Raw genomic sequence first — 26732 nt, 5'->3', positions numbered from 1 at the left:
ATGCCTTCACCTATATTTCAAAGAATCTCGCACATTACTTAGACGATGCCGCCAGATGATGTGCGAAAGCAATAATAGTCCCACCATTCCTATCAACGAAAACACCACAATCATAATCAAAGCTTGCTTGGGTTGTTCAGGTGCAGATTGCTGCAAAAAAGCCTTAAGGTCGGCCTGCTCCTGTAGAGTGAGTGGACGATTGCTATATATGGGGCTCATCGTAGGAAAGGGGACGCTGGCTAGAACTGATGCAATCCCGGCTTCGCCATATTTACTATAGGAAAGTGTAAGGTCGGGTCCCAGAGTACCCCCTTCCATTATTCCCGCAATGTTGTGGCAGGCTATGCAGGAAGAACCTCCGTTCTTGAAAGGAATAGACCCCGTGAACAGAGCACTGCCAGTTTTTGCGTCACCGGTCAGTGTTTCTACAGGAGAGGGAACTGCTTGAGCAGGAGTTATGGAAGGTTGCGTTGCCTGAATACCTCCTACAGCCTCAAGGTACGCCACAACATCATCTGCTTCAGCTTCTGAAAGCCCCATGTTGGGCATGGGAATGTTATTGTATTCTTCAAGCAATTTGATAGCAATTGGGTCTTTATCAGCTAAAACCTTGTCTGGTTCGGAGATATAACGTACTAGCCAATCTCGATTCCTCAGGCTAGTTACATCTTTCAGGTCAGGCCCTATCTTCTTGCCGCCACCAATACTATGACAGGAAATGCACTTATCGGTATAGATATCTTCCCCTTTCATTGCTTTTTCGTTAAGATTTGAAGCTACGGAAGGATGGATTAATCCAATCATAGCTAATAGTAAAAGAAGCAGCTTGGAAACTTTACCCACATAGTTGAAGAAATTTCTCACTGTTAACATTTGGACCTTTAATTCTTATATATGAAGATTTGTTAATAATCGTCGCTTGATAATTGTTCTCATTCGCTAAGATAATACACTAATGTAAATAGCTATTCGTTATAGATTATAATGAAATATCGTAAAATAGCTATACTCAATAGCACTTGCCTGGCAATCGGTAATAGCAAGTGAACAGTCGTACCTATCCAACCTCATTTTTAATCACGATCTAAACCCCAAAGGCATCTATAATGCTCTTTGTTACGTACAGTCCAATGCGTGTACCCCATACTTTCTTGACGCAGATGTGTCAACTGATAAAAGTCTCTTCGCTTTCATGCTCCACGATCGCTGCGTATTTTTCAGTGTTCTGCTGACAACGGAGCCGTCTGAATAGCTTATGGAGCCGACAATATCAATGGCTCTCGCCACAGGAAAGTCATTGGGCTTGAAACTCAGGTCATCTGTCTGATTATGCGGATTCATAATATCATTTTTTTAGATTCTTCGCGAATTGCTTCCCGAATTGTTTGCATTCTTCCAGTTCATCACTTGTTGGATTATACCTAAACTTTATTCCGGGGACAGCCACCTCGATGCCGGCACTCTTTAGCCCATCTTCTATGACACTCACCGACTCCCCGCTCCAGCCATATCCACCGAATGCCGCCCCGGCCTTATTCTTGAACCGCAGACCCTTCATGGTCTCTATCAGGGCACTCACAGCCGAAAGCACCCTCCTGTTTATTGTAGGCGAACCGACTATGACACCCTTCGACCTGAATATCTGTGTTATGATATCGTTCATATCACTCTTTGCAATGTTGAACAACTTGTAGGGTACCCTGCTCTCCTTTAGACCGGATGCGATGGCCTCAGCCATGGATTTAGTTCCATTCCACATGGTATCATAGGCAATAACAACAAAGTCCTCCTGGTACGCATCAGCCCATTCGTAATACTTCCCTACAATGTCCAGCGCGTCCTTGCGCCATATCACGCCATGACTCGGTGCTATCATATCCACAGGCACATTCATTGCCTTGAACTCCTCAATCTTCTTTTTCACAAGGGAACTGAACGGGGTCAGGATATTGGCATAATATTTGATGGCTTCCTGGAACAGTTCGCACTGGTCGACCTCATCATCATACATGGCAGATGTAGCATAATGCTGGCCGAACGCATCATTGGAAAGCAAAAGGTCAGCGCCCTTGACGTATGTGAACATGCTGTCAGGCCAGTGCAGCATCGGTGCTTCCACAAAAACAAGCTCGTATTTGCCTGTCTTTAATGTGTCACCTGTTTTCACCTCATTGAACTTCCAGTCCATGTGATGATGGCGGTAGATCATATCGTGCCCATTCTTTGTGCAGTATATATCAGCATCCGGTATCTGCGACATAAGATGTGTCAGGCTTCCGGAATGATCGGATTCTGAATGGTTCACGACAACGGCATCGATGTTATCAAGTCCGAACTCAGCATCAAGCCTGGCTACGTATTCTTCCTTAAATGGAGTCCAGACGGTGTCCACAAGTACGTTCTTTTCGTCCTTTATCAGATAGCTGTTATAAGTACTGCCACGGTGTGTTGATAACTCCTCACCGTGGAATGTCTTTATTTCCCAGTCCTTAATACCTACCCAGAATATGTTCTCTTTGATTTCTATCATAGTCTCACTTCACTGATGTTAGGCTTTTTCCAGAGCCAGTTTTGCAGCCTTAACAACAGGCCCATCCATTGTATCGCAGTGTGGTGGCATAATTTATCCTCCGGATCAATATTTTGTTTCCATTTCTCCGTTTTTAATTTGACACCCTTCAAGTATTAATTTTTTTTCCTAAACTATAGCTCTTTTATTTTACTTCAGGTATATCACTTATTATATTTTTGTATTTAGTTATTATATCCTTTTCTTCCCATTTTCATACACATGTATGCATGTAGCAGGACAGCTTTCTGCAGCTTCGATGTTGCACTTCACATCGTCCATCTCTCTTTCTTCATTCTCACCTATTTTTTTTGACCCCTTTAAATGGGAGAAACCGTCATCAGCCATCTCCCAGAATTCAGGGCAGGTATTGACGCAGTTCTCACATGCTATGCATAATGGTCTTTCAATTTCTACCTTAAACTTTGCCACACCCTTCACATCCGAAATCAACTTTGAGCAATTTTCTTATTGCGTTCTTGCAAACATTGACCCCCGGAGCTCCAGCGGTGACATAGACTACTCCAAGCGTATCCAGGATCTCCTCCTTAGTGGCGCCATGGTGAATTGCGCTTTTCATTTGTGATTCTGCACAGTCTGGACAGAGCCGCCCCGCCACAACAGCGAGTGCCATCAGTACTTTTATCTTTGCCGAAAGAGCCGTTTCTGACCAGAGCGCTTCATCGCTGTCACGGTACAGCTTAAACCATTCAGGCGCATGCTCTCCTACAAGCTGCTGGATCTCGGGTATGAAACCCATGCTTTTTTTTGTAACATCTAATTGGTCATTAATTTCTTTTTTTTCCATGAATAAACCTCTATTCTTATGATTATTCTATTCAGTCGCAGATTTAATAAATGTACCCCTATTATGACACTTTAAAATTATTTGTGGAAATTACCCCATATGCAACAAAGACTATTTCTGCAATGTTTAACCAAGTTAATATGTGAATCAATATGGCTGAACCCATCAATTTAAAAGATTTCATCGAATACAGTCCTGGATCAGTAGTCAGTAAAACCTTAAAACAGAATTCGGCAGGTACTATAACTTTATTTGCTTTTGACTCTGGACAGGAATTGAGCGAGCATTCAGCACCATTTGATGCAGTTGTACATGTTATCGAGGGAGAAGGAAGTTTCCTAATTGGTGGTGAGGAACATAATTTGAAGGAGGGAGACTTGATAATAATGCCGGCAAATGTGCCACATGCTGTCAAAGCAGTGCAGAAGTTTAAAATGTTGCTCACAATGCTTCGGGCTTGAATTTCTTCCAGGTTCTTACAGCAAATGACTGCCAATGATCATGTGCCGTTTAGAGTCTGTTCAATGCATATTGTTGTTCTCCAATGTCTTCAAGAAACTAATGGCTAATCCTGCGGTAATAAGCATTATACATGGATGGGCAAACAAAAATTTAACATAAGGATATTTAAATTATAGCGAGGATGACCAGATGTAGTGGATACTTTTTCATCCTCGACCCCATTCATCCGTGCTTTATAGCGGTATTCCTTTTAACTGAGTACGGTTAAGTTTTTTATAGTAAGTATCTTTTTGCAAAAGCTATCTAAAGATGGGCTCCTCCTCTTTTATGGTGGCTTCTTTCCGCCTCGTTATAGTAGTGACCAAGAAGTATAAAAGGGGCAGTACACCGAAAACGATGATGAGGGTATCAGGAATAATCCTCAAACTGCCAAGTAACTGGAATGTAGGCGAGTTGAAGAACTCTGGCGACCTTGCGTACCAGACGCCCCCCGTGGCCGAGGTGGTGTAGCCAAGTTGCAGGAGCCCGGCCAGGAAAAGGGTTCCTAAGGACATTATAAGGAAGCCTGCGTTCAGGGCCCAGAAGGAAAGCTTAAGTGGCCTCTCATCCCAGAATTCAGGCTTGACAATTCCCCGATAGGCTATGAGTATGAGGGCGATAGCGAGCATTCCGTATACCCCGAAAAGGGCTGTGTGGGCATGGTTCGTGGTTAGATAGGTACCATGTTCATAATAATTGGCTACAGGTGTTGTTAGGATAAATCCGAAAGCTCCGGCACCGAGGAAGTTCCAGAGAGATGAAGCGATAAGAAACCTCATAGGCCATTTATAAGGGAATTTAACTCCTATTTTTTCCATGTGGCTCTGCTCTCTCCATGCCCGGGCTACAAGGGTGATGAGGGGAATGGGCTCCAGAGTGGAGAAGACGCCACCCACGCCTACCCAGAAGGCAGGATCCCCGAACCAGAATAAGTGGTGTCCTGTGCCGATGATACCCGTGATGAAAGCAAGGACTGCAGATAGATAGACTACCTTGAGTGCCCCTTCCTTTCCCGCCAGACCCAGAGAGACTGTAACAAGTGCTATTATTGCTACAGCAAAGAACTCGAATATAGATTCTACCCAGATATGAACCATCCACCAGCGCCAGTAATCCGCCATGGTGATGTGGATATCTCTCCTGACAAGGAATGTGAAAGCATAGAAGCCCACAATTGCGATGGCACTGTAGACGTACATGTGGGGCAGGTCACCTTTCTCCTTTCCTTTCTGGAAGATGCTCTTTACTACTCTAAAGACTAAGAAGAGCCAGATAACAAGACCCAGGAAGAGAAGAATCTGCCAGATACGCCCGAGCTCTAGGAACTCCCATCCCTGGTGCCCAAACCAGTACCAGAGGTCTCCACTCAGGAGACCCATTATACCGGCTGCCTCTCCCAGGAGACTGCCCACGGCAACTATGAGGACTGCAATAAATAGCACATTCACTAAGAGTCCTTGATGCTTAGGCTCTTTGCCGATCAGAAGTGGGGACAGGTACAGAGAAGCCCCGATCCATGAGACAGCAATCCAGAAGATTGCCAGTTGAAGATGCCAGCTCTTTACCAGGTTGTAAGGCAGGAGACTGGCGATAAAGTCTAGGCCGTAGAATGACAGGGGATGGACGCTGTAATGGCTCATCAGGCCCCCAACGAGGGTCTGTGCCAGGAAGAGGGTTATTGCCACCAGGAAAAACATGCCTGCCTTTCTCTGGCTGGAAGTTATTGGAGCATTGGCTATAGCCACTGCCACATCGGGGTTCTGTGCACCCCCACCCCAAAAGCCATAAGCATGGATGATGTATACGACAACACCCAGTGCAATGATCATGACAAGGAGTGAGACGTAAGTCCAGAGGATTGACACTGCAGGTAAGTCGTTACCCACGGATGGGTCTCTAGGCCAGTTTGTTGTATAAGTATAATCCTGCCCGGGTCTATTGGTACCTGCAGCCCAGCCAGTCCAGAAGAAAAAAGCAGCCAAGTCGTCTCTTTCGCTCTCGCTTTTTATTAATCCCGGCAAGATATTGTAATCTATGGAGCCCACTGAGAATATCTTCTGGTAATACTCTCTTATTTTTTGGTAAGCGTATGCCTGAGAAGGGGTAAGAGTAAGAACATCTTTTGTATAATCGTAACGATTTTCTTTAATCTCGGAAATAACCCTTACATCCACAGCCGCCTTGGAGTCTGCATCCAATTGGGTGTAGGGCGTCTTGTAGAGTTCTGAAGCATAGTAATTCCGCATCTCTTGCCCCATCATATGAAGGGATTGAGCTGAGAAATCCGGTCCTCTTATAGTCCCATGGCCCCAGATAGACCCCAGGTCCATGAGCCCATATTTCTGCCATACTCCTTCTCCGCTCTTTATAGCAACCCCATCTGTGAGATTTTCGTCTCCTGATACGACCTTTCCAGGGTAAGGGACAGTGTCTTTGGAGGTGTAATAACCCCCAATCAGCAAGAATATAATTGACACGACAAAAGCCAAGAATAAAATTATCTTATAACTTCTTGATACCATAATATTACCTCCACATCATATTCCATTCTCTTTGGAATTTAAAAAACTTTCTGTTGAATAAGATTTCACCTTTCGCTGGTTTTTTATTAAGATTTGAAGCTATGGAAGGATGGATTAGTCCAATCAGAACCAATACAACAAGGAGTAGCTTGAAAACGTTGCTCGATGTGTTGGGTGAATTCAGATGCATTGTTATGCTTATAACATTTCATCTCAATTATTTGGGGAGGGGAGAAACGACTGTTTCCCCAATAAAGTCCCACTTTTTTAACGAATTATAATTAGGATCTTTGCGGCTTTGATGATTTTTTTACAGGAACCATTGATATAATCCTTTTTTCCGTGACTTTATATGCCCAGCCGCCGAAACTGTTTATATACAATATGTCCCCATTAAGGCTCTTTTCAATAATTTGGACTTCCCCTTCCTGTATATCATCTGTTCCAACTTTAAATTTTACAATATCACCTATAGAGTACCTCATACTTTCACTCGCCATGTTTTTATCATTTTAGACTCTTGATTCTTGCAGATTTGTTAATAATCACCACACTGCAGATATCTCATATTTTATAAATAATACCCTAATGTAAATAGGTATTCGTTATAGACTATAAAGAAATGTCTCGAAATATCTATATTCAATAATGTCTTAATTGACAATAGGTCAGAGCATCTAGACAGTAGTCCCTTTTCCAACTTTGCTTTCAATCCATATTTTTACCTCCAAAGGAATTCTATAATATTCTTTGTAATGTACAGTCTAAGAGCCCATCTTCCGTACCCTTCATCTCCATAATTTTTTATTTTCTACATAAACGGTCGATGAATTATTTTATTCTATTGAGTGAATTATAGTGTAACAGTTACAATATGGCAGCAAAAATTGTTTTAGCAAATCTTATACTATTGTAATAAATTACAATAGGAATCATGGCAAAAGAATTCATACGTGAAATCAAAGGTCACAAGTACAAATATCTCCTGTATTGGGGCAAGGCAGAGAAGAAATCAAAACAAAAATACTTAGGAAGAGTCGATATTGAAAAAAGTGTAATTATGAAGACGCCTACCGAAAAAGAAGTAGCGGAAGCCATAACGAAGATAGGAGGAGGTTTAATAGAACGAAAACATTTAGAAAAATGGATCAAACGACTGAAAATTAAAGAGAACATGGATATATTGAGGAATCTATTTGTTGAACAATGATTTTAACTATTGTAACAGTTACAAGGTACGGAAAAAGGGTAAGAGAGTAAAGCCATACTTTTTTGCAATTGACGCTTCAATCTGATAAAAACGCGCAAATAAGCGGCGTTTTTTAATTGGCACTCATCTACCTGTGGAAGTGCGGACTTATAGATAATATTATAGATACAAATACTAATTATATTATATAATATATTAAGAATGTTGTTTTACTTATAATTTTTGTAATAGTTAGTTTTATATATTATAATGTCACCAATAGGCTGCCGTTTATAGGAGGAATAAATGAGACAGATATCAATATACGGGAAAGGTGGAGCAGGTAAGTCCACGGAGACATATAACCTTACCACAGCGCTTGCTTCGATGGATAAGCGAGTGATGCAGATAGGCTATGATCACGGAGCTAACTTTACGGGGATGCCTCTGAGAGGAAAAAACCAAACAACCATTGTTGCTATCCTCAGAAACTTCCACACCGCAGACATCAGATCTGAAAATATTTTGCGGAGAGGGTGCATTGGTATAAAATATGTTGAATCAGGAAGGGCGGAATTTATGATACTTCCTTGCACTAGAGGGGCAGCAAAGCTCACAAAATGCGTAAATCCTAATATTATAACAAGGTGAAGAAAATGAAAATTCTACTCATTGTTGGAACCATTGCTCTGATCACAATAGGATCGGGTATGTATGTCAATGATTCAGGCACATATATCAACGATTCGGGTATGCATGTCAGCTATTTTACTGAATACCTTGGAAATAACCCCTCTACATGTAACAACTGCCATGTGATGGATGCAGTTTACGAAGGCTGGTATCACGGCGACCACAAAAACCATGCCGTCTGCGCTGATTGTCATCTCCCACATGATCTTGTTCCCAAGTATATAGTGAAAGCTGAATCTGGTTTTCATGATATCACAGCCTTTATCTCTGGTAACATTCCTGACACTATTCGTGCCAAAGAATCTTCGCAGGAGATCATTCAGGAGAATTGCCGCCGTTGCCATGCACAAACCGTAGAGAATATCGCGGATGGCCAGATGGATTCTGGGCGCTACTGTTTCAACTGTCATCGAACCGTGGGGCATGGAGAACCAGGCATCTCACTCTTACCCTACAAGGAGGGGTAATGAGACGCTCAATTTTTATCTTTATTTTGATAACTATCACAATGGCTATAGCAGCGGCATTAGTCATGTCATTGATCTTTATCAAGAATCAGCCAGGGTCAACTCGCGGAGTTAATCCTCTGGTAGAAGTAAATGTTATGGAGCCTGATTCTGCTCAATGGGGACTGAACTTCCCCAATGAATACTCAACTTTCTTGCTCACTAAAACCAATCAAGCCCGCACCACGTATGGCGGGTCCATGCCCTATTCAAAATTGGAGGCAGATCCGCGTCTTGTCACTTTATTTGCAGGCTACAGTTTTAGCAAGGATTACAATGAAGAACGCGGGCATCTTAATAGCCTGAGCGATGTGCATAGCACCAAACGTGTCAACGATAAAACACCTGGCACATGCTTCTCATGCAAGAGTGCCGATAATCCCCGCCTATGGGGAGAGATGGGAATGGCAAAGTTTGACAATAGTTCCTTTAGAGAACTTAGTAAGCATATAAACAACCCGATTGGCTGTGCCAGCTGTCATGAGGCTAATACGATGCGCCTGATTGTTACCAATCCTGCCCTGGATGAAGCTCTGAAAGCTCAGGGCAAAGAATGGCAAACTTTTACGCGCCAGGAGATGCGCACTGTTGTATGCGCAAACTGCCATGTGGAATATTACTTCGCAGGAGAAGGCAAATACCTAACCTTTCCCTGGAAGAATGGCATGAAGATTGAAAATATAGCCACATATTATGATGACATAGGATTCAAGGACTGGCTGCATAATATCACTGATGCGCCAATGATCAAGATGCAGCATCCCGACTATGAAATGTACACTGCAAATAGTACGCATTACACGGCAGGGGTGGCTTGCGCTGATTGCCACATGCCTTACATCCGTGAAGGTGCTGCTAAGTTCTCCACTCATGACGTTAAAAGCCCATTGTTGAATGCTAATGTAGCGTGCGGTGCCTGCCATCGGGATGTGGACTATGTGAGTGCGCGGGTTGCTGTGATCCAGAGTCAGGTGCGGGAAACCATGAACACTACTGAAGATGCACTCATTGAGGCAATTACGGCGATTAAGGCCGCATCGGCGCAACCCAACATGAATACTACAGCTCTGGAAGAGGCCCGACGACTGCACCGCGAAGCACAGCTCCGTTGGGATTTTATCAACGCTGAAAACAGCATGGGCTTCCACAACCCTGAAGAAGCCCTGCGCATTTTGGCTGCTTCAACCGATCTTGCCCGTCAGGCCCAACTGAAAGCAGTACAGGCTGCTGGCAACCCGGCATTATCCGGAACAGCAGTCGTTAATTATATTTAAATTGAGGTATACTGAATGTTTTCTTTCATCTAATAATTATGTCTCATAAGCGCAAGTGATATAACTGTGCATATAAAAAAGGCAATAAAAACTTGAAGGGAATTCCAAATGCGAATATGTGTTGCATATAATGGCAAATTCGGAGAACGTGTTATAGGGAATCTGATAAACTACAAGAATTTCTGCATTTCCTGTGACAAATTATGTATCTTTTGCAGGGACGATAAAGCACTTAATTATACTGATAATATTATTGGAATATACACTCAACCTTCAAATCTGCCGGTTTATATAGAAGAGCCAGCGAAATATATGCCCCCCACCCTGCCAGAAAACGATGTATTGTTAGCTATAAATCTGCATCCCGATATTATCAGCGAACTTCCAAACCTTGCAAAGGATTCAGGCACTCGTTTGATTATAGCTCCCGTTGAAGAGCCAAACTGGCTATCTGCGGGTTTGAAAAATCAAATCAAAGAGAAAAGCGAAAAGCTTGGAATAGTTTTTACTGCTCCTAAACCATTTTGCTCTCTCAAAAAGGGAGACAATCCATTAATAGACCATTTTATAGAGCATTTCAAGATAGGCTTCCCCAGATTAAAAATTGGGGTTAAAAATAACAATATTGTAACAGTACAGGTTTTATGCAGCCAGCCATGCGGATGCGCTTATTATGTAGCACAGAAACTCAAAAACACTCATTCAGATGATAAATTGGATGAGATTATATCAAATGCGCACCATGCATATCCCTGCACCGCTAGTATGGAAAGAGACGCTGAACTTAAAGATACTATACTGCATAAAGCAGGATATATTATCAGAAAGGCGGTTCATGATGCTCTTTTCATCGAAAATAACGATAAATGACATCCCTGCACTTTACAAATATGAAATTTCAAAGCTGCATATTTGATATCGATATAGATATAATCCCTATGTTCAAGAGAAGATTAGCTCAGGCCAAGCTCGCAAACCTCAGCATCTTTGTCATAATATTGCAGCCCACATTGTTATCAAAGAACTCATGCACAAAAGCATAGGGCAAAAGTGCATTACGATAGAGCAGCAAACCCATGGACTGAACTGATATCGAACTTGCACTGCTTTCCAGTGGAAGTATTTATTTACTCGACATCTGCCTCTGAGATCTTATAAAGAAAAAGATCCATAATGTGTCTGTTGTTCAGAGAAATAGTCTATTCCGAGATTCCGCCTGACTGCGATGTTCTCAGTATTCTCATATAGCCGTATGGTTGATATATATATGATACTGCCAATCCTCTTTTTGCATAGGATTCCTGTCCAAGATATTATAAGGATGCACCCAATCCAGTTGTCTTCAATAAAATCACAGCAACATATTTTCGAGTAGCACTCTTCCTTCAATTTGAAGTTCATCCGTCTTGATGGTAATGAACCACTAATATTTACCCCATAAAGCGGACTCAGGGTATGGTAAATATAAGCGGCACTCTGAGCAATAAAGTGGTGCTTCGAGCAGCCGCAAGTCAGGGAAGAAAATGACCAGATAAGCAAAGGTTGCGAAATATTTACTCATGCCCTTTTCCATGATTTGGTTATGTATCTGTTAAAAAGGAGAATCCAAAACAATGTCAAACAACGATGTGGCAGAAATACGGGCCACTTTAAAAAACATTGGTGTTTCAGCAGCATCGGAACAAATTAAAAACTCAGACCGTTCAATGTTACGGGCAAGGAAGCTTAACGAAATGCCACCAGACGTCTGCCAGGCAGCAGGCGTTAATCCCTCCGCTCTTTATAAGGGCAGTTCAACGCCAATTCATGTTGCAGACGTGAAGGAAGACGGCAATTGGGTAACCTGAAAGTGAAAGTAGTGCAGATATGGGACAACACATCTGATAAGATTACCCCCTCAAGCAAACTTGCTGTTTTTAGAAGACAGATAGAACCATGAATCCATTTTTTTAATGCCCCCTACGCGTATAACCCTTTCCTACCATCGAGTGTTGGCTGAGATAGGATTGTAGAAAAAGAGATCATAATCCACCAAGGAGAAACTGGGAACTCATCAAGGCGCTCCACTCGTACCTAACGGATTGCAAAGAGAATGGTTACCTGTGCGGTCTGAAATGGATTGTTTTCGCTCTTTTGGATATGTTGTATTGTTCCAAAATACTTTTACATAAAAAATCATTTATCTTAACGATATATTTAATACTGACCGTTGAAAGGTGTATTTTATTAGTTAAAGCCGTTAAATCCACTAAAATGTTCGGCATAAATCTAATCAGATTTTTCAGGAAAACCCAGGCCGTCGTAGCCGAAGCCTATAGAGGAGCAAGCAAGATGGGCAAAGGAAAGAATCTGAAATCTTCCGATGTTACGGCAGATTTCGAGAAGTTTGAGAACTTTTTCTATCAGGATTCCCATGTGTTCGGGATAATCACCTGCATAGCAGACAGCATGTCTGAGTCCGGGTTAACTTTCGTCCACCCTGACAGGGATACCTCATAGCAGGCGAATAACATGGTCTCTGAGTATGAGATGGATACCATGATATCGGAGCTTACTGTTGCAAACATGGTATTTGGGAACTCATTTACCGTACTTGATCCGGCTGAGTCCGACTTTGACTTCCTGGAGCAGTTGAATCCGAGATACATTACTGTTCAAAAGAATAGTGAGGCTGGAAGGCACGATGGATGGAAGTATACAGAAGAAGAATTTGATTCCACGCTCACGATCGAACAGACCCTTCACAAATCCTTATTATAACCCCATCGGTCTCACACACTCTACCACCCACGATTTATCTATAAAACAATAGTGTAGCAGCCTGGCAACACCCCCAATAATAAAGTAGCTTCAGCTATTCTCCCCTTAAAACCCCTCCTTCCAAAAACAAACACTCCAAAACAACCAGATTCTATTCATTCTGTATAGTTTTTTCACCCAGCAGTTCTTTTATCTTCTCCTCCAGGCGAGTTCCCCTCGGAATAACTATTTCGTCAGTTTCTATCGAAAGCGCGACCTCTTTTACGCTCTGAGTATTCCCCACAAAAAACAGACGACCGTACTTGTTTTCGCAGTTTTTCCTCTTCTCGGTCAATCTCTTCGGGTCGTTATATCCAGAGGTCTGGTACTCAAATGCCATTGGTCCGTCCGGCAGCCAGGCAACCACATCAGCGTCTTCATAGTGATTAACCTCGACTTTGATATTTCTGTCAATGAAATATGCCGCTATCTGGATGACGCTCAGATAGTGTTCTTTGCTCTGGTTCAGGATGAGTTCGTTATTTAGCTTCTCCTTTTCGATATATGCAAAGACCTTCCCGCTTCCTATCGCGCGCTGAGTCCATTCCACGAACCTTTCCGCCCTGAGTACTGTTGTGTCGCCATTTATCCAGTCGGACATGATCACACCCTGCTCTTTTGCGAAGGATTCAAGATCAGGATGAACAAACGTATAAGCAACCTGGCGCTCCTGTTTTCCGAACAGGATCTGAGCCTCAAGATCGGAGGCTACTCTTTGCATATGATAGGTAGTCGCGTATGGGTATCCCACTGATACTGCGCACATGCCTGGCCTGGAGCAGGATAATAAGAACTGTGCATCGTTATTCGATAGCTTGAAGAACCTCACGACATCGTCAATACTCTTCCCGATGTTCAATCCATATACCTCTGAAATAAAGATGTTCGCCCTCAGCTCAGGACCGATACTCACAAGATCTGAAAGCTGCTGAGACCCGATAATTATCCTGACTCCGAAACTCCCTGCCTGCTTCAGCATCCGCGAGAACTCATCCTGAAGCCTGGCGTTCTTCAGGAATACGCCTGCCTCATCGATCATAATGGTTGTCTTTCGTTTTGACTTTATGTTGAATCGCAGGGCAAGAATGGCTGTGAGAAGGTAATTCATGGCTTCCTGTGTGTCTATGGGAATTGCAGACAGGTCTATGACCGTATATTGCTTTGTCAGGTCAACGTTAGTGGGATTCGAAAGCCACCTCAGTGTATTCCTGAGAGATGACGTTCTGCTATATACTGCTTCGATGGTAGCATCGGATTTGTATTTCTTTTTATCCCTCTCCCAGAGATCATATAAATCAAGAAAGGTCGGCTGTTTTTCTTGTTTCCAGGTTTTTCGATCGTCCGGGGAAATTCCAAATTTTGCATAGAGCTCTACCAGGGTCTCTCCAATGTATGTTATTTGTTTATGAGTCCTGTCCCCGCCTGTCAGCAGGTTCAGGAAAAACTTGACAGTATTCAGGTGCTCATAGAACTTCGAGATCGGGTCGAACTGGACGTTTTCATTAAAGATTATCTCAAGCGGATTGATGTTGTAACACGTCTTGCCGTCAGGCTGCCTTCCAAGGTTTATGATCTGGCTGACGTCGCTGAAATATTCTGCCACAGCGAGATAATTTGTGGTTGAATCCGGCTTATTTGTTATGTAGATAGCATCATCACCGTTCAGGATAGTTCTTATTCCTGTTATTGCCATGGCTGTGGTTTTGCCTGACCTTGTCGGGCCGATCATCAGCGTGTGGCTTGCTCCAAGCTTATCCAGGTCGATTATTATCTCCTGTTGAGTATGAATATCATTCCCGAAATAAACCCCGTGCGATGAGACCATATTGTTCGGGCCGTTCACGAGAGGTGTGATCCTTGAGATTCCGGAAGTGGGAAGCCAGACCGAGATCTTCTCGTCATAGTAAGGTAAGAATTGAGTGCACTGGATGGTCTCCAGAATCCTGCCGTTTGGAACGCGATTCATGATGTTGTTGGCGCTAAGTATTGCCCTTACCTTTGATATCCCTGCCAGCAGTGATGTGTATGAAGGGGAAAAGACCGTGATAATGAAGTTTATATCGAACATGCTCTCCTTTCCGTCCTTGATCTGGGCATAGAGCGCTCTGAGGTCTTCCTGGTCAAGCCCCATATCAAAGCGCGCTGTCTGGTTGTTCTGGAGCGATTCCTCATTCCCTTTAATGGTATTCATCGCTCTTTTGATCTCAACAAGCGCTTTGGGAGAATCTATCGGGTATATGCTCTGGTCGATCCTGATCACATGTTCTTCGCTTGCTGACAGCCTGTAAACTTGAGTCAGTATTTCAGGTGACAGAGTCGGGGGAAACCCGCTTACCCCTCCCACAGGGATGCCCACGATTATGCAGGAAATGTACTCGGCATTGTTTACCAGAAGATGGTCCCTGTTATCCACGATCGAACCCTGCATTATCTGGCGCAGTGTATTCTTCCAGACTGCCTTCTCTCCGTAGAGCGCGGGAGTCCTGTTAGATTGAACCTGATATCTTGTATTATCATTTGCAAAGATATTGTATATCTTATCTCGCTGTGTTATTACAGCGGATACGGTATGAGCTGCCTGCAGCCTGTTCAGCACACCGGGCAGCAGGGTCATCATCAGGGTCTCTACTTCGTCTGGATTCGATATTACCGAGATGAATATTTTCACGTCCCAGTTCGTGGTCTTTGGGGTCCTGGAAGAAAGATCGTGCAGAGAATACAGCAGAGCCTTTTCATTATGGGATCTTGGTTGATTCACCTGCTCCATTACCATTCTTTCCACAGGATTCAGATAAGGTATCTGGGAGCTTGCACGCACCTTTATCAGGGTCCTTGGCTGTATCGAGTTCAGGAATCCGCTTACCCTGGCAATATTTAGAGCCAGTTCCTCATCATCTAGCCAGCGAGTATCGCATCCCAGGATCACACCAAACCTGTTATCCCCGAAGTCTATTACTCCTGTTTTCGATATGTTCTTCAGGCTGAATCTATACAGCTCTGAGACCTGTTTATCCGGGCTTGACATGCTTGAATATCTATCCAGCCCCTTTAATTTCCTGATCTTATGAGCGAAAATTATCTTTGATTCTACCAATACTTCATGGGTTCTTGCGAATTTATAATATAGTCCCCATATTATTGATAAGGTTGTGAGGTTGAATATAAGTCCTGATGTGCCTTCTCCTACTCCTATTACTATTGTCGTCAGAATAGCACAGATCAACATTACCTTTACCTGATCCCAGGATAATTCCAGAGGTCCAAGCTGCAATTTCTCAACAATATACCTCGGCGGTAAAGGAACGATTATTTTATGGGATTGTGGTTCATTCACTTTAATACACCTCCTGTCTAACGAGATCGTCTTCCTGATCCGAACAGATATTTGCCTATTACCAGATACTTTATTTGATTACCAAACAGAGATAAAACCGGATACAGGATGCACAGTAAACCTGCAAGCAGTGCGCCCTGCGTGATCACGTAATAAAGCAACAGTGATTCATTCAGTGGGTATGGCAATCCGCTCATTAATCCGGTTCCTCCCAGCAATATCAGGCACATGAGGAACCGTGAAAACAGCATAACTGCTCCATACATGAAAATTGTCAATGCAAACGATCTTGCCAACGGGAAAAATCCTGCAGCAGCAAATAAGAGGAAATATGCTGATATGATACCCACCACCAGATACCTGAAATAAAATATTATCATCAGGCTAACAAAACTCAATGCTCTTAGAAGATATGCCATGGAGTTATCAGGGGAATATGAAACGAAATTCATCGACTCCAGGAAGGCTGATTTTGCAAGTATTGATTCCAGTGAGAATATCCACTGCAACCCGTACAGGTAGAATGCCCATACCAGAGGAGCGATTATGGCTATCTCGAAATATTTATTTCTCCAGTTGCCAAAAGCATTTCCCATCGTGTCAAAACTTGCAGATTCTTTCATCACACCTATCCCTCCTGCCAGCAGGAATATTATGTAAAACACGAAATACCAGAAGGATGTGAAGTTCTTCTGTTTCTGTACCATTGGATTTGATAAGAAATCGTTTTTCTGTGCCATCAGGGTGGATACTGCCGGCTGTGCGTTTGAACTGTTTACGCCAATTATATCGTATATGTTATCAGCCTGCGATTCTAGGATCCTGTCAAATCCTTTTGAGATAAGGTCAGGAAGAAGGTCTTCCAGGTCGAAGGAAGCTGCTGCAGGCTGAGTCATGATAAGGCACAGAGTCAGGAATAATATCACTCGTTTCATCTAAACCTCGACGATCTGTACATTATGTAAATTCCTATCAAAAATATCAAAACTACATAAATTATGAAACCAATTGCCGGGTTTATGCTTGTGTGCTTATTCTGGTGATAAACGGCATATTCGCTGAAATCGTAATCCGGCGCTCTTCCGAAAGGCGTCCAGAAAAAAACAGAGATAATAGTATCATTATCCATTATCGGGTCGTCACCCTGATGGTAGATTCCTTTTCCCGTCTTCCTCCATACCGAGAACGGGGTTACGTTCATGTAAGGGATCCCTTTGCCTGTTTGCTCGACCTTGCCAATGTTCATTAAATGTTCAACAGAGCCTCTTTGCGTAGTGATATTGAAAAATATTATTGAATCATTGAGACCTGGAAAGTGTATCAAACTCACCGGGGCGAAACCCAGATATTGCTCTATAATCATGTTTTGCGGGCCTGGGAATATGAATTGTGGCGGAGAGATCTCTGTATCTGTCCAATCATGTGTTTCTGTGAAACTGCCGCTTATCCAGCATCCTTTATAATCACATGAGACCGTATCCCACGTCAGGACTGCATGAAGGGTGGCAATAATATTTGCTCCGACCTGTTTAACGGATATGCTTCTAGTCAATTCGGTGTTGATTCCAGGCGGCTGGAGCCATATCCTAGCATTTCCTCTCACGACTGCATTTGCTGCTGGATCCCCGCAGATATAAAAAGTCCCGCTTATATTCGCTAAATTCTGGAAGCCCACGATGTCAACCCAACCCTGTAAATGATCGGATATAGTCTGTTCTATTTCAGGCCGTAAGTCTGATTCTTTGTAGGGAGGAAGCCCTGAAATGTCAGTAATATAGGTACTGTTCAATTCTTCCAGAAGCCCTGCACAAGCAGGATTTAACGACATTGAAAAAAGAAATAAAGCTAATACCAGCCAAAGAACCGTGTTCCTATTTTTATGAGTAATACTATTGCCACCAGCGCATAAAGGACTTGAAGTAAAGCATTCTGTGCATGAGACCGTTCCCTTGGGTCTCCCATGGTCGTTGAATGTGCCATGATCCCGATACCCGCTTTCCCGGTGAATATCACATAAGCAACTATGGTAACTACAACAAGGGCGCCAAGGACAAAGTTAAGCAATTCCTGTACATCTGCTCCCTGTTGTTCGAGCCAGGTGCGTCCCATGCCAGGCTGCATTAGATCGCTGTCATTTCCCGCGGCTGATGCCAGACCTGCCAGCATTATGAGTACTAATAAACATATTACATATAATCGCATAAATATAGGTAATTACTCAATAGTTTATATATTTTACTTATTAATTACATAAAATGAGAAGATTTATATTAGTTCAGGGAAAATATACCTTAAACATGGCTAAAGATGAAAAAAACTCGAAGGAAGAGATCAAATACGCATTTGCCAAGTACTACAGGAAACCTAATGGAAGCGGAAGCATCAATCTGCCTGTAGGGTTCGATGTAGGTCTAGAACAGGGCGAAGAGCTTGCTGCGAAATGGGATGGTAAAACTATCGTGCTTATTCCGCTTAAGAAGGTGAACTTTGAATGAAATTGAAATTATTTGCGGCTATTATATTGCTCGCATCTTTGTTCTCAGGGTGTGTAAGCAATAATGCATATATTGGCACGTATAAGCTTGATAAAACTCCCTCCAAGACTCTTGAACTCAGAGAAGATGGGACTTATCTTCTGGTTCCTGTTGACCCTAAATTTACTCAAAAGGGTGTCTATGTCAAACGTGGCTCCACTATAGAAATAACCAATGCTTTAGGATTTACCAGTATGATGAATATCACGGATGATGGTCTTCTTGAGGACAATGGCGACAGATGGATAAGAGTTACACAGAAATAGATAAGAAGTAGATTATATTTAAAAAGGTAATGGAAGAACTGATGGTCGATAATACCTTAATACCGATCAATCAGTTCTTCTTATCCCATTCTTAGTTTATATCAAGCTCAATTAGCTGAGCTAATTCTGCCTCTTTCAGGCATTGTCTTCCTGCCAATTCCTGAGTGCTCTGAGCTTCTGCCTCTCTTTTATACGCTCTACCATGGCGATCCGTGTAATTGCGGATTGGATTGCCTGTATATCATCAGCAAATATCCCGCGACCTATAAGGTAATCCAGATCTAATATTACGGCCAGACAAAGAAAGCTGCGAATACCGGGACACTTTCCATTCATTTAGGTCTCCCAATTGAACTCAAATTCCATTGATTTCATAATGCCATTTTTGTAGATTTTCTTAATCATTTTTTTAGTATCCTGGATTAGAAAATAAGGCCTTTCAACCTCATTTCCATACCTCCGATCGCTAAATGTCTTAATGGGTATATAATTTTTATGATAATATAAATTTAATAATTTAAAATTGAAATTAAAATCTGAACTTGAGGATCAAATAAAAAAGAGTATTAGAAACATTCGAATAACTATTATTCAGGATCATCTTTTAAAATCTGAATAATAAGCAGCAAATATCAAAGTCAAAAGATGATATTAACTCCAGAAATCAAAAATCATGTTAAATCTCTTTTTCACAATAAAATGAGATCATTTGAGCAGGGATATAAACCCAGGCATTTCCAATCTTATATTCGTAAAATTCTGGATTTTCTACTTCCTCCTCTTTTTCTCCTATTGTATAGGTGAGTGGCTGCATGATCGCCCATAGATCAGCTTCAGGACGCCTTGAATTCCCCAGTATTTTGCCGGCATTGTCTTCGAGCATTCTCCATGAAACCCAGGGCAAATTTGTTTCCTGTATGGAATATTTCATGAAAATTAAGATCTTTTTAAGTTTATTGTCTTCGTTCGAAAGAAGTTCTTTTAACTTATCATCAGATAACTTTTTTGAAGCTGCCGTTTTTCTTGTCATGGTTATAAACTCTTGTTAACTATGAATGTTAACTTTTGGTTTTGATAATCCATATTATCCAATATCCATATTTAAAAATTTCCATTCTTAATATCAAAAAATCCAGGATCATTCAATTATCTCCGCGATCACATCATGTATCTTGCTAACCTGGTTACCGCTGATAGCAGCAAAATTGTCAACAACTGTCTTAAAATCCTCCTTTGAAGACATTATAGCCCCATCGTAATCTCTATGCCTCTGATACTTGTTTATCAGAGCAGTCGCCAGAAGCATCTCAAAAATAATGTTCTGCGTATCTGCGCTAACGCCATCTTTGAATTTGAGGTTAAAATTGAAAACAACCTTTTCTTTTTTGGATTTGAGTTCTTTGAATATCGCCCTGCATATCTTCACTTCGGGATAATCTTCAGGATACTTTTCCTCACCCGTTTGTCTTCTCTTTTGCAATCGATCTGATAGGATATTTGATCTTTGCTCATTGACTTCTATCACAATCTTCATGCAGCGTCTTTCAGTCTCGTCATCACCCATATCAGCAACTGCTGTGAGCCACCAGGTCAGTCTGGGGGGAACTTTTAAAACTACATCTTTACGCAGCGTGTTATCCTTCTCTTGCTCGAACTGTTCCTGGAAATCACGGATACTATTTTTGAATATCATCTTCATGTCATCCGACATTTGCACATCATCTGAAAATAATATCATATCCGGCTGAACGGAATCAGAATAAAAGATCGCTTTATCGGTCAGGCTTCTCCGGATCCACCATTTTTGTGGAATAAGATGCAACATTGACCTGCATGCATGCGATTTTCCCCCGCCGCTGTCTCCGTTAAAGTTTATGGCAAGGCCATCGCTTGCAACTATGCTGCTGCATACGGAACTGCATAATAAGACATAACCAAAGGGCCTGTCTCCCGAATGGAACTTGTTCCAGGTGTCCAGTATATATCCGATAGGATCACCTTTTGTCATGATCTCGATGGCCTTTTTCGTTGTTTCGATCTCTGTGTCTTCAATATCCGGGCTTTTTTTGAAACATGACCTGCATATTTCCATTACTTCAGGGAAGTTCTGACGGATGGTATCGCATTTCCAGGTTTTCTTCTCATCAACATTCTTCCACTCATCTGTGGTGCGCCCGGGATCATAATTATCTCCATACACCTTCTTAGCATACAGCCTGAACTCCTCAAGCGTCACTTTCTGGGCTTTCAACTCCGTTGCTGTTGCAAGCATTAACCTGCGTCCTTCTTTACCATGCATGGCATCCAGTGATTGGTTTATGATCCACCTGAAGCATTTGCGGCAACCTTTGATCCTCTCATCGAGCTTCTTTAATAGTTTGATAGTTTCAATGACGTTCTCTGGTAATTCTGGAATTTCGAATGTTTCCAGGTCTGCTCCTTCTGTCAGCTGCCATTTATACTGTTGCCCTTCCCTGTGGACTGAAGGGGGCACAACTACCTGATTCCCCTCTCCTAATATCTCGATACCGAACTCATGGAATTTCCAGTTCCCAATCTTATCTGTAAACTTGAAATAGACGTGCCCTCTGCCAGTTATTCTGTCTGCTCGAAGTGTCTTCTCAAGGATCTTCTGCCCGGGTGGAAAAATGACATCGACCCAGTCAAGCTTATCGAGGTCAATTACAATTATCCCGCTCTCTTTTCCCAGTACAAGTCCTACGTTATTATCAGTTTTCTCAAACCATTCTTTTAACTCGGTTGCTGTAGCCTTCTTTCGTTTTTGCCAGCTGTTTAATAGAGGTCTCTTCCCGGGACTATTTCCGGTGTCCTTTGGGCATGCGAGTGGATGGATTACCCAACCTTTTCTGGTGAGTTTAATGGCCTCGTTCAACTGCTCTATTCCCAAACTATCACCATTTTATTGTAAATCCTGAATTCTGCTGGGTTCAGGTTTGTTCAAATGCTCAGCTCTGGCTATATACGATATTACCTCAGCTGTCTGCTCTTCATTCAAAGTGAAAAGCGTCGAAACTCCGAAAGAAACAGCTATAGTCTTAAGGAAGTTCTGAATGAAAGAAAGATTAAACGGTCGGCTTGGAAAGAAGGGGTCGTCTCCTTCAATAATCAGGATTGGGCGCTCATAGATGCTTGTCATATCTCCTATCTTGCTGGATAGTTTCTCGCCCTTGAAAATAGATTTAAGGATATCATTAATTGTCAGGCGCTTGAAAGCAATACTGTGGTTTACTATATAGTCTCCAGCTTCAAGGGTTGCGATCTCGATTTCAAGGTCATGGTTCTCAAGTGCCTTTACTACACCTGAATCCTTTTCCTTTGAATCAACAACAATTTTGTAACGCTTCAAGTCATTTCTCCATTAATACAGGAGGCAAGGGAGAGATTGACACAATCCCTCCCGGACAGATTTTTGTAGGGTTGCTGTAGCTGTGCTATTTCAGTTATGGACGCTTTAAGATGCGCGGCACAGCCTGCTAATGGATAAAAGGAATTGTATGAGATCGTTCTAATTATATTCATTTTTTCATCTTTTGTAATATAATACGTACTTATTATAGTATGATTTTAACCTATAAATACTTTTATGTTATATGATACGCACGTATTTTTATTAAAAGGTTTTTCTTTTTTGCCGATAACTAACAGAATTTTAATCTCTCAACAAAACCTACTTTAAGACCGATCTTCCATCCAAACTCATCCTTTCTTGTGTAGATGCACCCTTCTTCTTTTAATCGGGCTATGGCAGTGGGGGCATCTACGGCGCTCACACCGGTTTCATCACAGAAATGATATAAATCGCGAAAATAGCGATACTTCTCTCCTGTTCTCTCATAATGCCCCACCAATACTTCTACTACTACTCTCTCTGGATCGGCGATGTCTGATCGAGATGTAAAAATTGATAGGTTCAGCTGATGCGATTCTTTGGGAACTGTGTAAAGATGATTAATACTCGATTTATCTTTGATTAATACTTTATTAATATTCGATTTATCATTATTATTATTAATGCTTAATATAAACAAACCAAAAGACGTAGCTATCCATCCCCATCGTTCTTTTCTTTCAAGAATACCTCTTTTCTCACCGAGCCAGCAATATACATTAACTGTTTTTATCGGCATCCCTGTTTGGTCAGCAATCTCCCTTGTAGTCATTCCACCGCTATTGGAAATAACACCAAGAATATCTATGGTTTTTCCCCTAAACTTGCAGGGATTTGAAATAAAATTAGTAGGAGTAGGAGTACTGCTGGTAATTTTGAAATGGTTCTTGTCTTGATATTTCTTTTTTTCAGGCATATCTCAAACCATCTTTAAGTCCAAACGACCTGCAATTGTCTTGATATATATCGCAGTAGTAATCCACACTTTTGAGCTCCGACCTTGAAAAAAGAAGTATTCTATTTCAGTTATCATTAAAAGGTTGCTCATAGCTGTTTGATATGCAATCAAAAATTTGTAACTCCACTCACTGGATATTATTTGAAGTCACGATTACCTTTGCCCACTCGATCGCCTTCCTCAGCATCGGATTCGTATTCTTTGCAAGTTGATAGATCTCATCCGGGGCATTAGCATACATCTGAACGAGCGGGTCATTACGGAGTTTTTCAAGTTCAGATTTTGTAGCGATCATAATTCCTTTCCTTTATTGGTTTGAGTGACTACGATGCGCTTGTTCTCCAAATCATATTCAATGTCTAAAGGCTCTCCCTTCTTCCATCTAAAGCCTATTTCAATCAGGAGTTTATCAAAATAAATATAGGGATATTGTCTATCAGAAGTTTTTTGTAGCTTTGTTTTTGTCATATACGTGCGTGTTATATTATGTATAAATATTGATTTATAACTTTCGGTTATGTCAATAAATGAAAAGAATTGTCCCCTCAGGACAACTTTGTCGTACTTCCATCCTGGAATATTATTTGATTTGAGATCGGAATCAAGAATTTAATGTGATTTGATTAAAAACTAATAAACTGTCAAAATGACAGATTCAGACGTTGCCGATTGATATTAAAAAAAAGATAGACTGATAATTATCCACGTTAGTGAGTGCAGCTAACGAAAATGCCATTTCAGATTAGTGAAAAAAAGTATTAATGGGGAGTGTAATCAATTTTGCTGAAACTTCTATAAACTAAAACAAATATTATAGGAGTTGAGTGACATGGCAGAATTATTTACACGAGAACAAGCAAGGGCATGGCTTCGGGCAAACAATTTAAAAACGGGTAAAGGCATCCAGGATGCGTTTATTAACGAGATAAAAGGAGTTCTTCAAGAGGCATTAGAAGAAGAAATGAATAACACTCTTGGTTATTCTAAATATGACTACACAAATAAAAATAACGACAACACAAGAAACGGTCATACAAAAAAGACAGTAAAAAGTCAATTTGGCAAGATAGAACTTGATATCCCACGTGACGCCGATGGTGAACATGAACCAATCATTGTAAAGAAACACCAAAGAACAATATCAAGCGACCTTGAAGGAATGATCGTTTCATTATTTTCTCAAGGATTGAGCAACAGGGACATAGAATCTCATATGAATAAAATATATGGCCTTGAAGTTTCGGCTGAAATGGTTACCAGGATAACTGATAAGATTCTACCGATTGCGAAAGAATGGCAAATTAGACCATTGAACGAACTGTATCCTATCATCTATCTGGATGGTATTGTTTTTAACGTGAATAAAGATGGGCAGATAGTCAAGAAGACGGCATATGTTGTATTTGCAGTAACGATTGAAGGAAAGAAGGATATTCTTGGAATATGGATAGGCGAAGCCGAATCATCCAAATTCTGGATGGGTGTTCTTGCTGATCTAAGAAATCGGGGTGTAAAGGATCTCCTTATTTGTTCTGTTGATGGTTTAAAAGGATTCGAGGAAGCCATTAAAGCCTCTTTTCCTAAAGCGGAGATTCAAAAATGCGTAGTTCATCAGATAAGGAATAGCACCAAATTTGTCAGTTATAAGGACAGAAAAGTATTCTGTGCAGATATGAGAGAGATCTACACTGCTGCCAATGAGGAAGCAGGATTGGCTGCTCTTGACCGGTTTGAGAATAAATGGGGCATTAAATATTCATATGCTATCAAGAGTTGGAGAGACAATTGGCAATATCTATCAACATTCTTCAAATATCCTCCTGAAATAAGACGAATAATATACACGACCAATGCTATAGAAAATTTCAATAGGCAGATACGGAAAATCACAAAAACCAAAAGTTCTTTCCCAACGGATGATTCCTTATTCAAAATACTATATCTGATAGTGTTTGATGCATCTGAGAAATGGACAATGCCTATGCGTGAATGGGGCATTATAGTGAACCAGCTAAGGGTCTATTTCGGTGAAAGGGTTGATACATATTTATAAATATGAGGAGATATTCATATGGATAGTTTCAGCAAAAAAGGTGACACTCCCTATTAATGGGATTATTTTGTCATTCCTATTAATAATTTCTTTGCTTCGTCGCTCTTAAGCAGTAATTCTATAAGCTGAGGTATCTGTTTCTCGTAATTCTGAATTTTTCCTGCAAGGTTTTGATCAAGAATAAGACTGCACTGGCTGCAAACTCTGTCTGATGGCCTCAAAACATTGAAACACCTTGGGCACTTCTCTAAGGTTACCTGGCGCTTTTCATCTTTCTTGAGACCATATCTCTCATAGATTTGATCATTGATCTCACCATCAGTGAAATTCGCATAAATTTTTAGCATTTGGTTACTACCTTTACTCCATCCTGCACGATGCTTGATTTCCTGTTCACTCAATCTGTCAAGCACCCAAGATGTGATTGCCTTGTGTCTAAAAGAGTGCGGGTTTACTCTTTTAGTTACTCCTGCTGTCTCCGCTATCTCTTGAAGCATCACACGGATCGCATTGTAACTCAGCGCTTCGTGAGGTACTGTCATAGTAGTCCATAATGGAGCCTCAAGATCATCCTTTAACGGATGGATTGCCAGCCATTGATTTAGGAATCCAGCGCTCCAAATTAGAGGTATTCCTTTGGGAGCAGTGGATTTTTTCGATTTGCTGGTTTTGCTTATATATATTATAGCACCGCTTTGATTAAATTCCACGTTTTTTATTCGAGTTGATGCAAGAGCACCCACACGCATACCACTGTCTAATAAAACTGCAATAAATGCCTTGTTTCTCGGATGCTTACAAGCTGCAAACATTTTATCGATATCGCTCTGCGTCAGGAGATCGCTTGGTTGGACGGTGCTATCAATACTTTTCAACTTTAGACGGTCAATCCATTTAGGCAAATCGTCTCCTGTTTTCCACCGGAAAAACTTCTTTAATACTTTTTTATAATTCCTGATCTCTCCGGTACTTATTCCCCTGACCTCCAAATGTAAAAGCAGCTTATCAAAGTCAGTTTGATCAAGTTCATCAAGATTTTTAGTATATGTTGTTTCTTTCAGCCTTTCAGTCATACGAGTGAGGAGATTCAGATAATTGGTTGTGGTACTTTTTGCCAGTTCATCTCGCCTACATTCCATAACAAAGCCTTTTATCAATTCTTTATTTTTCGAAGAAGTCTCTGCACACTCTAATCGAGCCATGGCATTGATAAAACCGCTATCATAACAGTGAATATCGTCAACATTTCGTGTCATCACTTCCTCAATAGGAGGTATAGGAGTATAAACTATTTCTATATGCTCCCCATCGGAGCAT

The 26732-nt window shown here is 41.5% G+C and carries 32 protein-coding genes; 13 read left to right on the top strand and 19 right to left on the bottom strand.

Translation table 11 applies throughout. The features are described from left to right. Positions 1-6: 6 nt before the first annotated feature. The 5 genes from CL181_RS01180 to CL181_RS01160 all read right to left on the bottom strand — a co-directional run bounded on the left by CL181_RS01180 (position 7) and on the right by CL181_RS01160 (position 3377). Positions 7-873, bottom strand: coding sequence for a c-type cytochrome (locus CL181_RS01180; RefSeq protein ID WP_097297415.1), 867 nt, complete (start codon positions 871-873; stop codon positions 7-9). A 243-nt stretch (positions 874-1116) separates the two neighbouring features. Next, the gene (locus tag CL181_RS01175) at positions 1117-1341 is read right to left on the bottom strand and encodes a hypothetical protein (RefSeq protein WP_097297414.1); all 225 of its coding nucleotides are present in this window, start codon (positions 1339-1341) and stop codon (positions 1117-1119) included. 4 nt (positions 1342-1345) lie between these two features. After that, entirely contained in the window at positions 1346-2530 is a 1185-nt protein-coding gene (locus CL181_RS01170) for a flavodoxin domain-containing protein (protein WP_097297413.1), read from the bottom strand. Between the two features lie 231 nt (positions 2531-2761). Continuing rightward, entirely contained in the window at positions 2762-3001 is a 240-nt protein-coding gene (locus tag CL181_RS01165) for a ferredoxin (RefSeq protein WP_097297412.1), read from the bottom strand. Then, positions 2988-3377 carry a carboxymuconolactone decarboxylase family protein gene (locus tag CL181_RS01160; RefSeq protein ID WP_097297411.1) on the bottom strand — a complete coding sequence of 130 codons (390 nt, stop codon included), beginning with the start codon at positions 3375-3377 and terminating at the stop codon, positions 2988-2990. The genes CL181_RS01165 and CL181_RS01160 overlap by 14 nt, the downstream gene beginning before the upstream one ends. A gap of 152 nt (positions 3378-3529) precedes the next feature. Between CL181_RS01160 and CL181_RS01155 the strand changes: the two genes are divergently transcribed. Further along, a complete protein-coding gene (locus CL181_RS01155; RefSeq protein WP_097297410.1) occupies positions 3530-3838 on the top strand; it encodes a cupin domain-containing protein in 309 nt (102 codons plus the stop codon). Positions 3839-4138: 300 nt separating this feature from the next. Here CL181_RS01155 and CL181_RS01150 read toward each other — a convergent pair whose 3' ends face one another. Together CL181_RS01150 and CL181_RS01140 are read right to left on the bottom strand one after the other, a co-directional pair. After that, positions 4139-6400: a nitric-oxide reductase large subunit gene (locus CL181_RS01150; RefSeq protein ID WP_097297409.1), complete on the bottom strand. Its 2262-nt coding sequence runs from the start codon at positions 6398-6400 to the stop codon at positions 4139-4141. Positions 6401-6681: 281 nt separating this feature from the next. Next, complete coding sequence (locus tag CL181_RS01140) at positions 6682-6900, bottom strand: hypothetical protein (protein ID WP_097297407.1); 219 nt, start codon at positions 6898-6900, stop codon at positions 6682-6684. Between the two features lie 434 nt (positions 6901-7334). Between CL181_RS01140 and CL181_RS01135 the strand changes: the two genes are divergently transcribed. The 9 genes from CL181_RS01135 to CL181_RS01100 all read left to right on the top strand — a co-directional run bounded on the left by CL181_RS01135 (position 7335) and on the right by CL181_RS01100 (position 12822). Continuing rightward, positions 7335-7610, top strand: coding sequence for a hypothetical protein (locus CL181_RS01135; protein ID WP_097297406.1), 276 nt, complete (start codon positions 7335-7337; stop codon positions 7608-7610). A 285-nt stretch (positions 7611-7895) separates the two neighbouring features. After that, the gene (locus tag CL181_RS01130; protein WP_097297405.1) at positions 7896-8240 is read left to right on the top strand and encodes an AAA family ATPase; all 345 of its coding nucleotides are present in this window, start codon (positions 7896-7898) and stop codon (positions 8238-8240) included. A gap of 5 nt (positions 8241-8245) precedes the next feature. Beyond that, positions 8246-8749 carry a cytochrome c nitrite reductase small subunit gene (gene nrfH / locus CL181_RS01125; protein WP_097297404.1) on the top strand — a complete coding sequence of 168 codons (504 nt, stop codon included), beginning with the start codon at positions 8246-8248 and terminating at the stop codon, positions 8747-8749. Then, positions 8749-10062: an ammonia-forming cytochrome c nitrite reductase subunit c552 gene (locus tag CL181_RS01120; RefSeq protein WP_097297403.1), complete on the top strand. Its 1314-nt coding sequence runs from the start codon at positions 8749-8751 to the stop codon at positions 10060-10062. Before nrfH ends, CL181_RS01120 begins: the two co-directional genes overlap by 1 nt. A 108-nt stretch (positions 10063-10170) precedes the next feature. Beyond that, positions 10171-10932: a DUF166 domain-containing protein gene (locus CL181_RS01115; protein WP_097297402.1), complete on the top strand. Its 762-nt coding sequence runs from the start codon at positions 10171-10173 to the stop codon at positions 10930-10932. Positions 10933-10952: 20 nt separating this feature from the next. Next, the gene (locus CL181_RS19980) at positions 10953-11105 is read left to right on the top strand and encodes a hypothetical protein (RefSeq protein WP_176504999.1); all 153 of its coding nucleotides are present in this window, start codon (positions 10953-10955) and stop codon (positions 11103-11105) included. Between the two features lie 570 nt (positions 11106-11675). Next, positions 11676-11909 carry a hypothetical protein gene (locus CL181_RS01110; protein WP_097297401.1) on the top strand — a complete coding sequence of 78 codons (234 nt, stop codon included), beginning with the start codon at positions 11676-11678 and terminating at the stop codon, positions 11907-11909. A 406-nt stretch (positions 11910-12315) separates the two neighbouring features. After that, entirely contained in the window at positions 12316-12561 is a 246-nt protein-coding gene (locus CL181_RS01105) for a hypothetical protein (RefSeq protein WP_097297400.1), read from the top strand. Positions 12562-12573: 12 nt separating this feature from the next. Next, a complete protein-coding gene (locus CL181_RS01100) occupies positions 12574-12822 on the top strand; it encodes a hypothetical protein (RefSeq protein WP_097297399.1) in 249 nt (82 codons plus the stop codon). A gap of 151 nt (positions 12823-12973) precedes the next feature. On the opposite strand, the gene CL181_RS01095 is transcribed toward CL181_RS01100, so the two are convergent. Genes CL181_RS01095 through CL181_RS01080 form a run of 4 tightly spaced genes read right to left on the bottom strand, consistent with a single transcriptional unit; the run spans position 12974 to position 18397 of the window. Further along, a complete protein-coding gene (locus CL181_RS01095; protein ID WP_097297398.1) occupies positions 12974-16195 on the bottom strand; it encodes a hypothetical protein in 3222 nt (1073 codons plus the stop codon). Positions 16196-16212: 17 nt separating this feature from the next. Further along, the gene (locus tag CL181_RS01090) at positions 16213-17130 is read right to left on the bottom strand and encodes a hypothetical protein (protein ID WP_097297397.1); all 918 of its coding nucleotides are present in this window, start codon (positions 17128-17130) and stop codon (positions 16213-16215) included. Beyond that, the gene (locus tag CL181_RS01085) at positions 17127-18023 is read right to left on the bottom strand and encodes a hypothetical protein (protein WP_097297396.1); all 897 of its coding nucleotides are present in this window, start codon (positions 18021-18023) and stop codon (positions 17127-17129) included. Before CL181_RS01085 ends, CL181_RS01090 begins: the two co-directional genes overlap by 4 nt. Positions 18024-18040: 17 nt before the next feature. Continuing rightward, positions 18041-18397: a hypothetical protein gene (locus CL181_RS01080; protein ID WP_141398752.1), complete on the bottom strand. Its 357-nt coding sequence runs from the start codon at positions 18395-18397 to the stop codon at positions 18041-18043. Between the two features lie 95 nt (positions 18398-18492). Between CL181_RS01080 and CL181_RS01075 the strand changes: the two genes are divergently transcribed. Both CL181_RS01075 and CL181_RS01070 read left to right on the top strand, forming a co-directional pair. After that, positions 18493-18690, top strand: coding sequence for a hypothetical protein (locus CL181_RS01075; protein ID WP_097297394.1), 198 nt, complete (start codon positions 18493-18495; stop codon positions 18688-18690). Next, a complete protein-coding gene (locus CL181_RS01070; RefSeq protein ID WP_097297393.1) occupies positions 18687-18995 on the top strand; it encodes a hypothetical protein in 309 nt (102 codons plus the stop codon). Before CL181_RS01075 ends, CL181_RS01070 begins: the two co-directional genes overlap by 4 nt. A gap of 135 nt (positions 18996-19130) precedes the next feature. Here the strand turns inward: CL181_RS01070 and CL181_RS01065 are convergent, their stop codons facing one another. The 7 genes from CL181_RS01065 to CL181_RS19970 form a co-directional block, all read right to left on the bottom strand. Further along, the gene (locus CL181_RS01065; RefSeq protein ID WP_097297392.1) at positions 19131-19331 is read right to left on the bottom strand and encodes a hypothetical protein; all 201 of its coding nucleotides are present in this window, start codon (positions 19329-19331) and stop codon (positions 19131-19133) included. Positions 19332-19671: 340 nt separating this feature from the next. Beyond that, positions 19672-20025 carry a hypothetical protein gene (locus CL181_RS01060; protein ID WP_097297391.1) on the bottom strand — a complete coding sequence of 118 codons (354 nt, stop codon included), beginning with the start codon at positions 20023-20025 and terminating at the stop codon, positions 19672-19674. A gap of 108 nt (positions 20026-20133) precedes the next feature. Next, on the bottom strand, positions 20134-21903 hold the full coding sequence (locus CL181_RS01055) for a bifunctional DNA primase/polymerase (RefSeq protein WP_097297390.1): 1770 nt from the start codon (positions 21901-21903) through the stop codon (positions 20134-20136). Positions 21904-21915: 12 nt separating this feature from the next. After that, positions 21916-22362 carry an ERCC4 domain-containing protein gene (locus CL181_RS01050; protein ID WP_097297389.1) on the bottom strand — a complete coding sequence of 149 codons (447 nt, stop codon included), beginning with the start codon at positions 22360-22362 and terminating at the stop codon, positions 21916-21918. A gap of 292 nt (positions 22363-22654) precedes the next feature. Beyond that, positions 22655-23320 carry a helix-turn-helix domain-containing protein gene (locus tag CL181_RS01045; protein ID WP_097297388.1) on the bottom strand — a complete coding sequence of 222 codons (666 nt, stop codon included), beginning with the start codon at positions 23318-23320 and terminating at the stop codon, positions 22655-22657. A gap of 169 nt (positions 23321-23489) precedes the next feature. Beyond that, positions 23490-23657 (bottom strand): hypothetical protein, encoded by a 168-nt coding sequence (locus CL181_RS19975; protein WP_176504998.1) that lies wholly within the window; start codon positions 23655-23657, stop codon positions 23490-23492. Continuing rightward, positions 23654-23830 (bottom strand): hypothetical protein, encoded by a 177-nt coding sequence (locus CL181_RS19970; RefSeq protein WP_176504997.1) that lies wholly within the window; start codon positions 23828-23830, stop codon positions 23654-23656. The genes CL181_RS19975 and CL181_RS19970 overlap by 4 nt, the downstream gene beginning before the upstream one ends. Before the next feature lie 361 nt (positions 23831-24191). On the opposite strand from CL181_RS19970, the gene CL181_RS01040 reads away from it, so the two are divergent. After that, positions 24192-25415 carry an IS256 family transposase gene (locus CL181_RS01040; protein WP_097297387.1) on the top strand — a complete coding sequence of 408 codons (1224 nt, stop codon included), beginning with the start codon at positions 24192-24194 and terminating at the stop codon, positions 25413-25415. Between the two features lie 62 nt (positions 25416-25477). Here CL181_RS01040 and CL181_RS01035 read toward each other — a convergent pair. Next, positions 25478-26732 (bottom strand): site-specific integrase (locus CL181_RS01035; RefSeq protein ID WP_320410163.1); only part of this gene is annotated, 1255 nt, incomplete at its 5' end.

Source organism: Candidatus Methanoperedens sp. BLZ2 (genome assembly GCF_002487355.1).
GTDB lineage: Archaea > Halobacteriota > Methanosarcinia > Methanosarcinales > Methanoperedenaceae > Methanoperedens.
The sequence above is the reverse complement of the archived record's forward strand: the minus strand, read 5'-3'. Positions and strand labels throughout refer to the sequence as shown.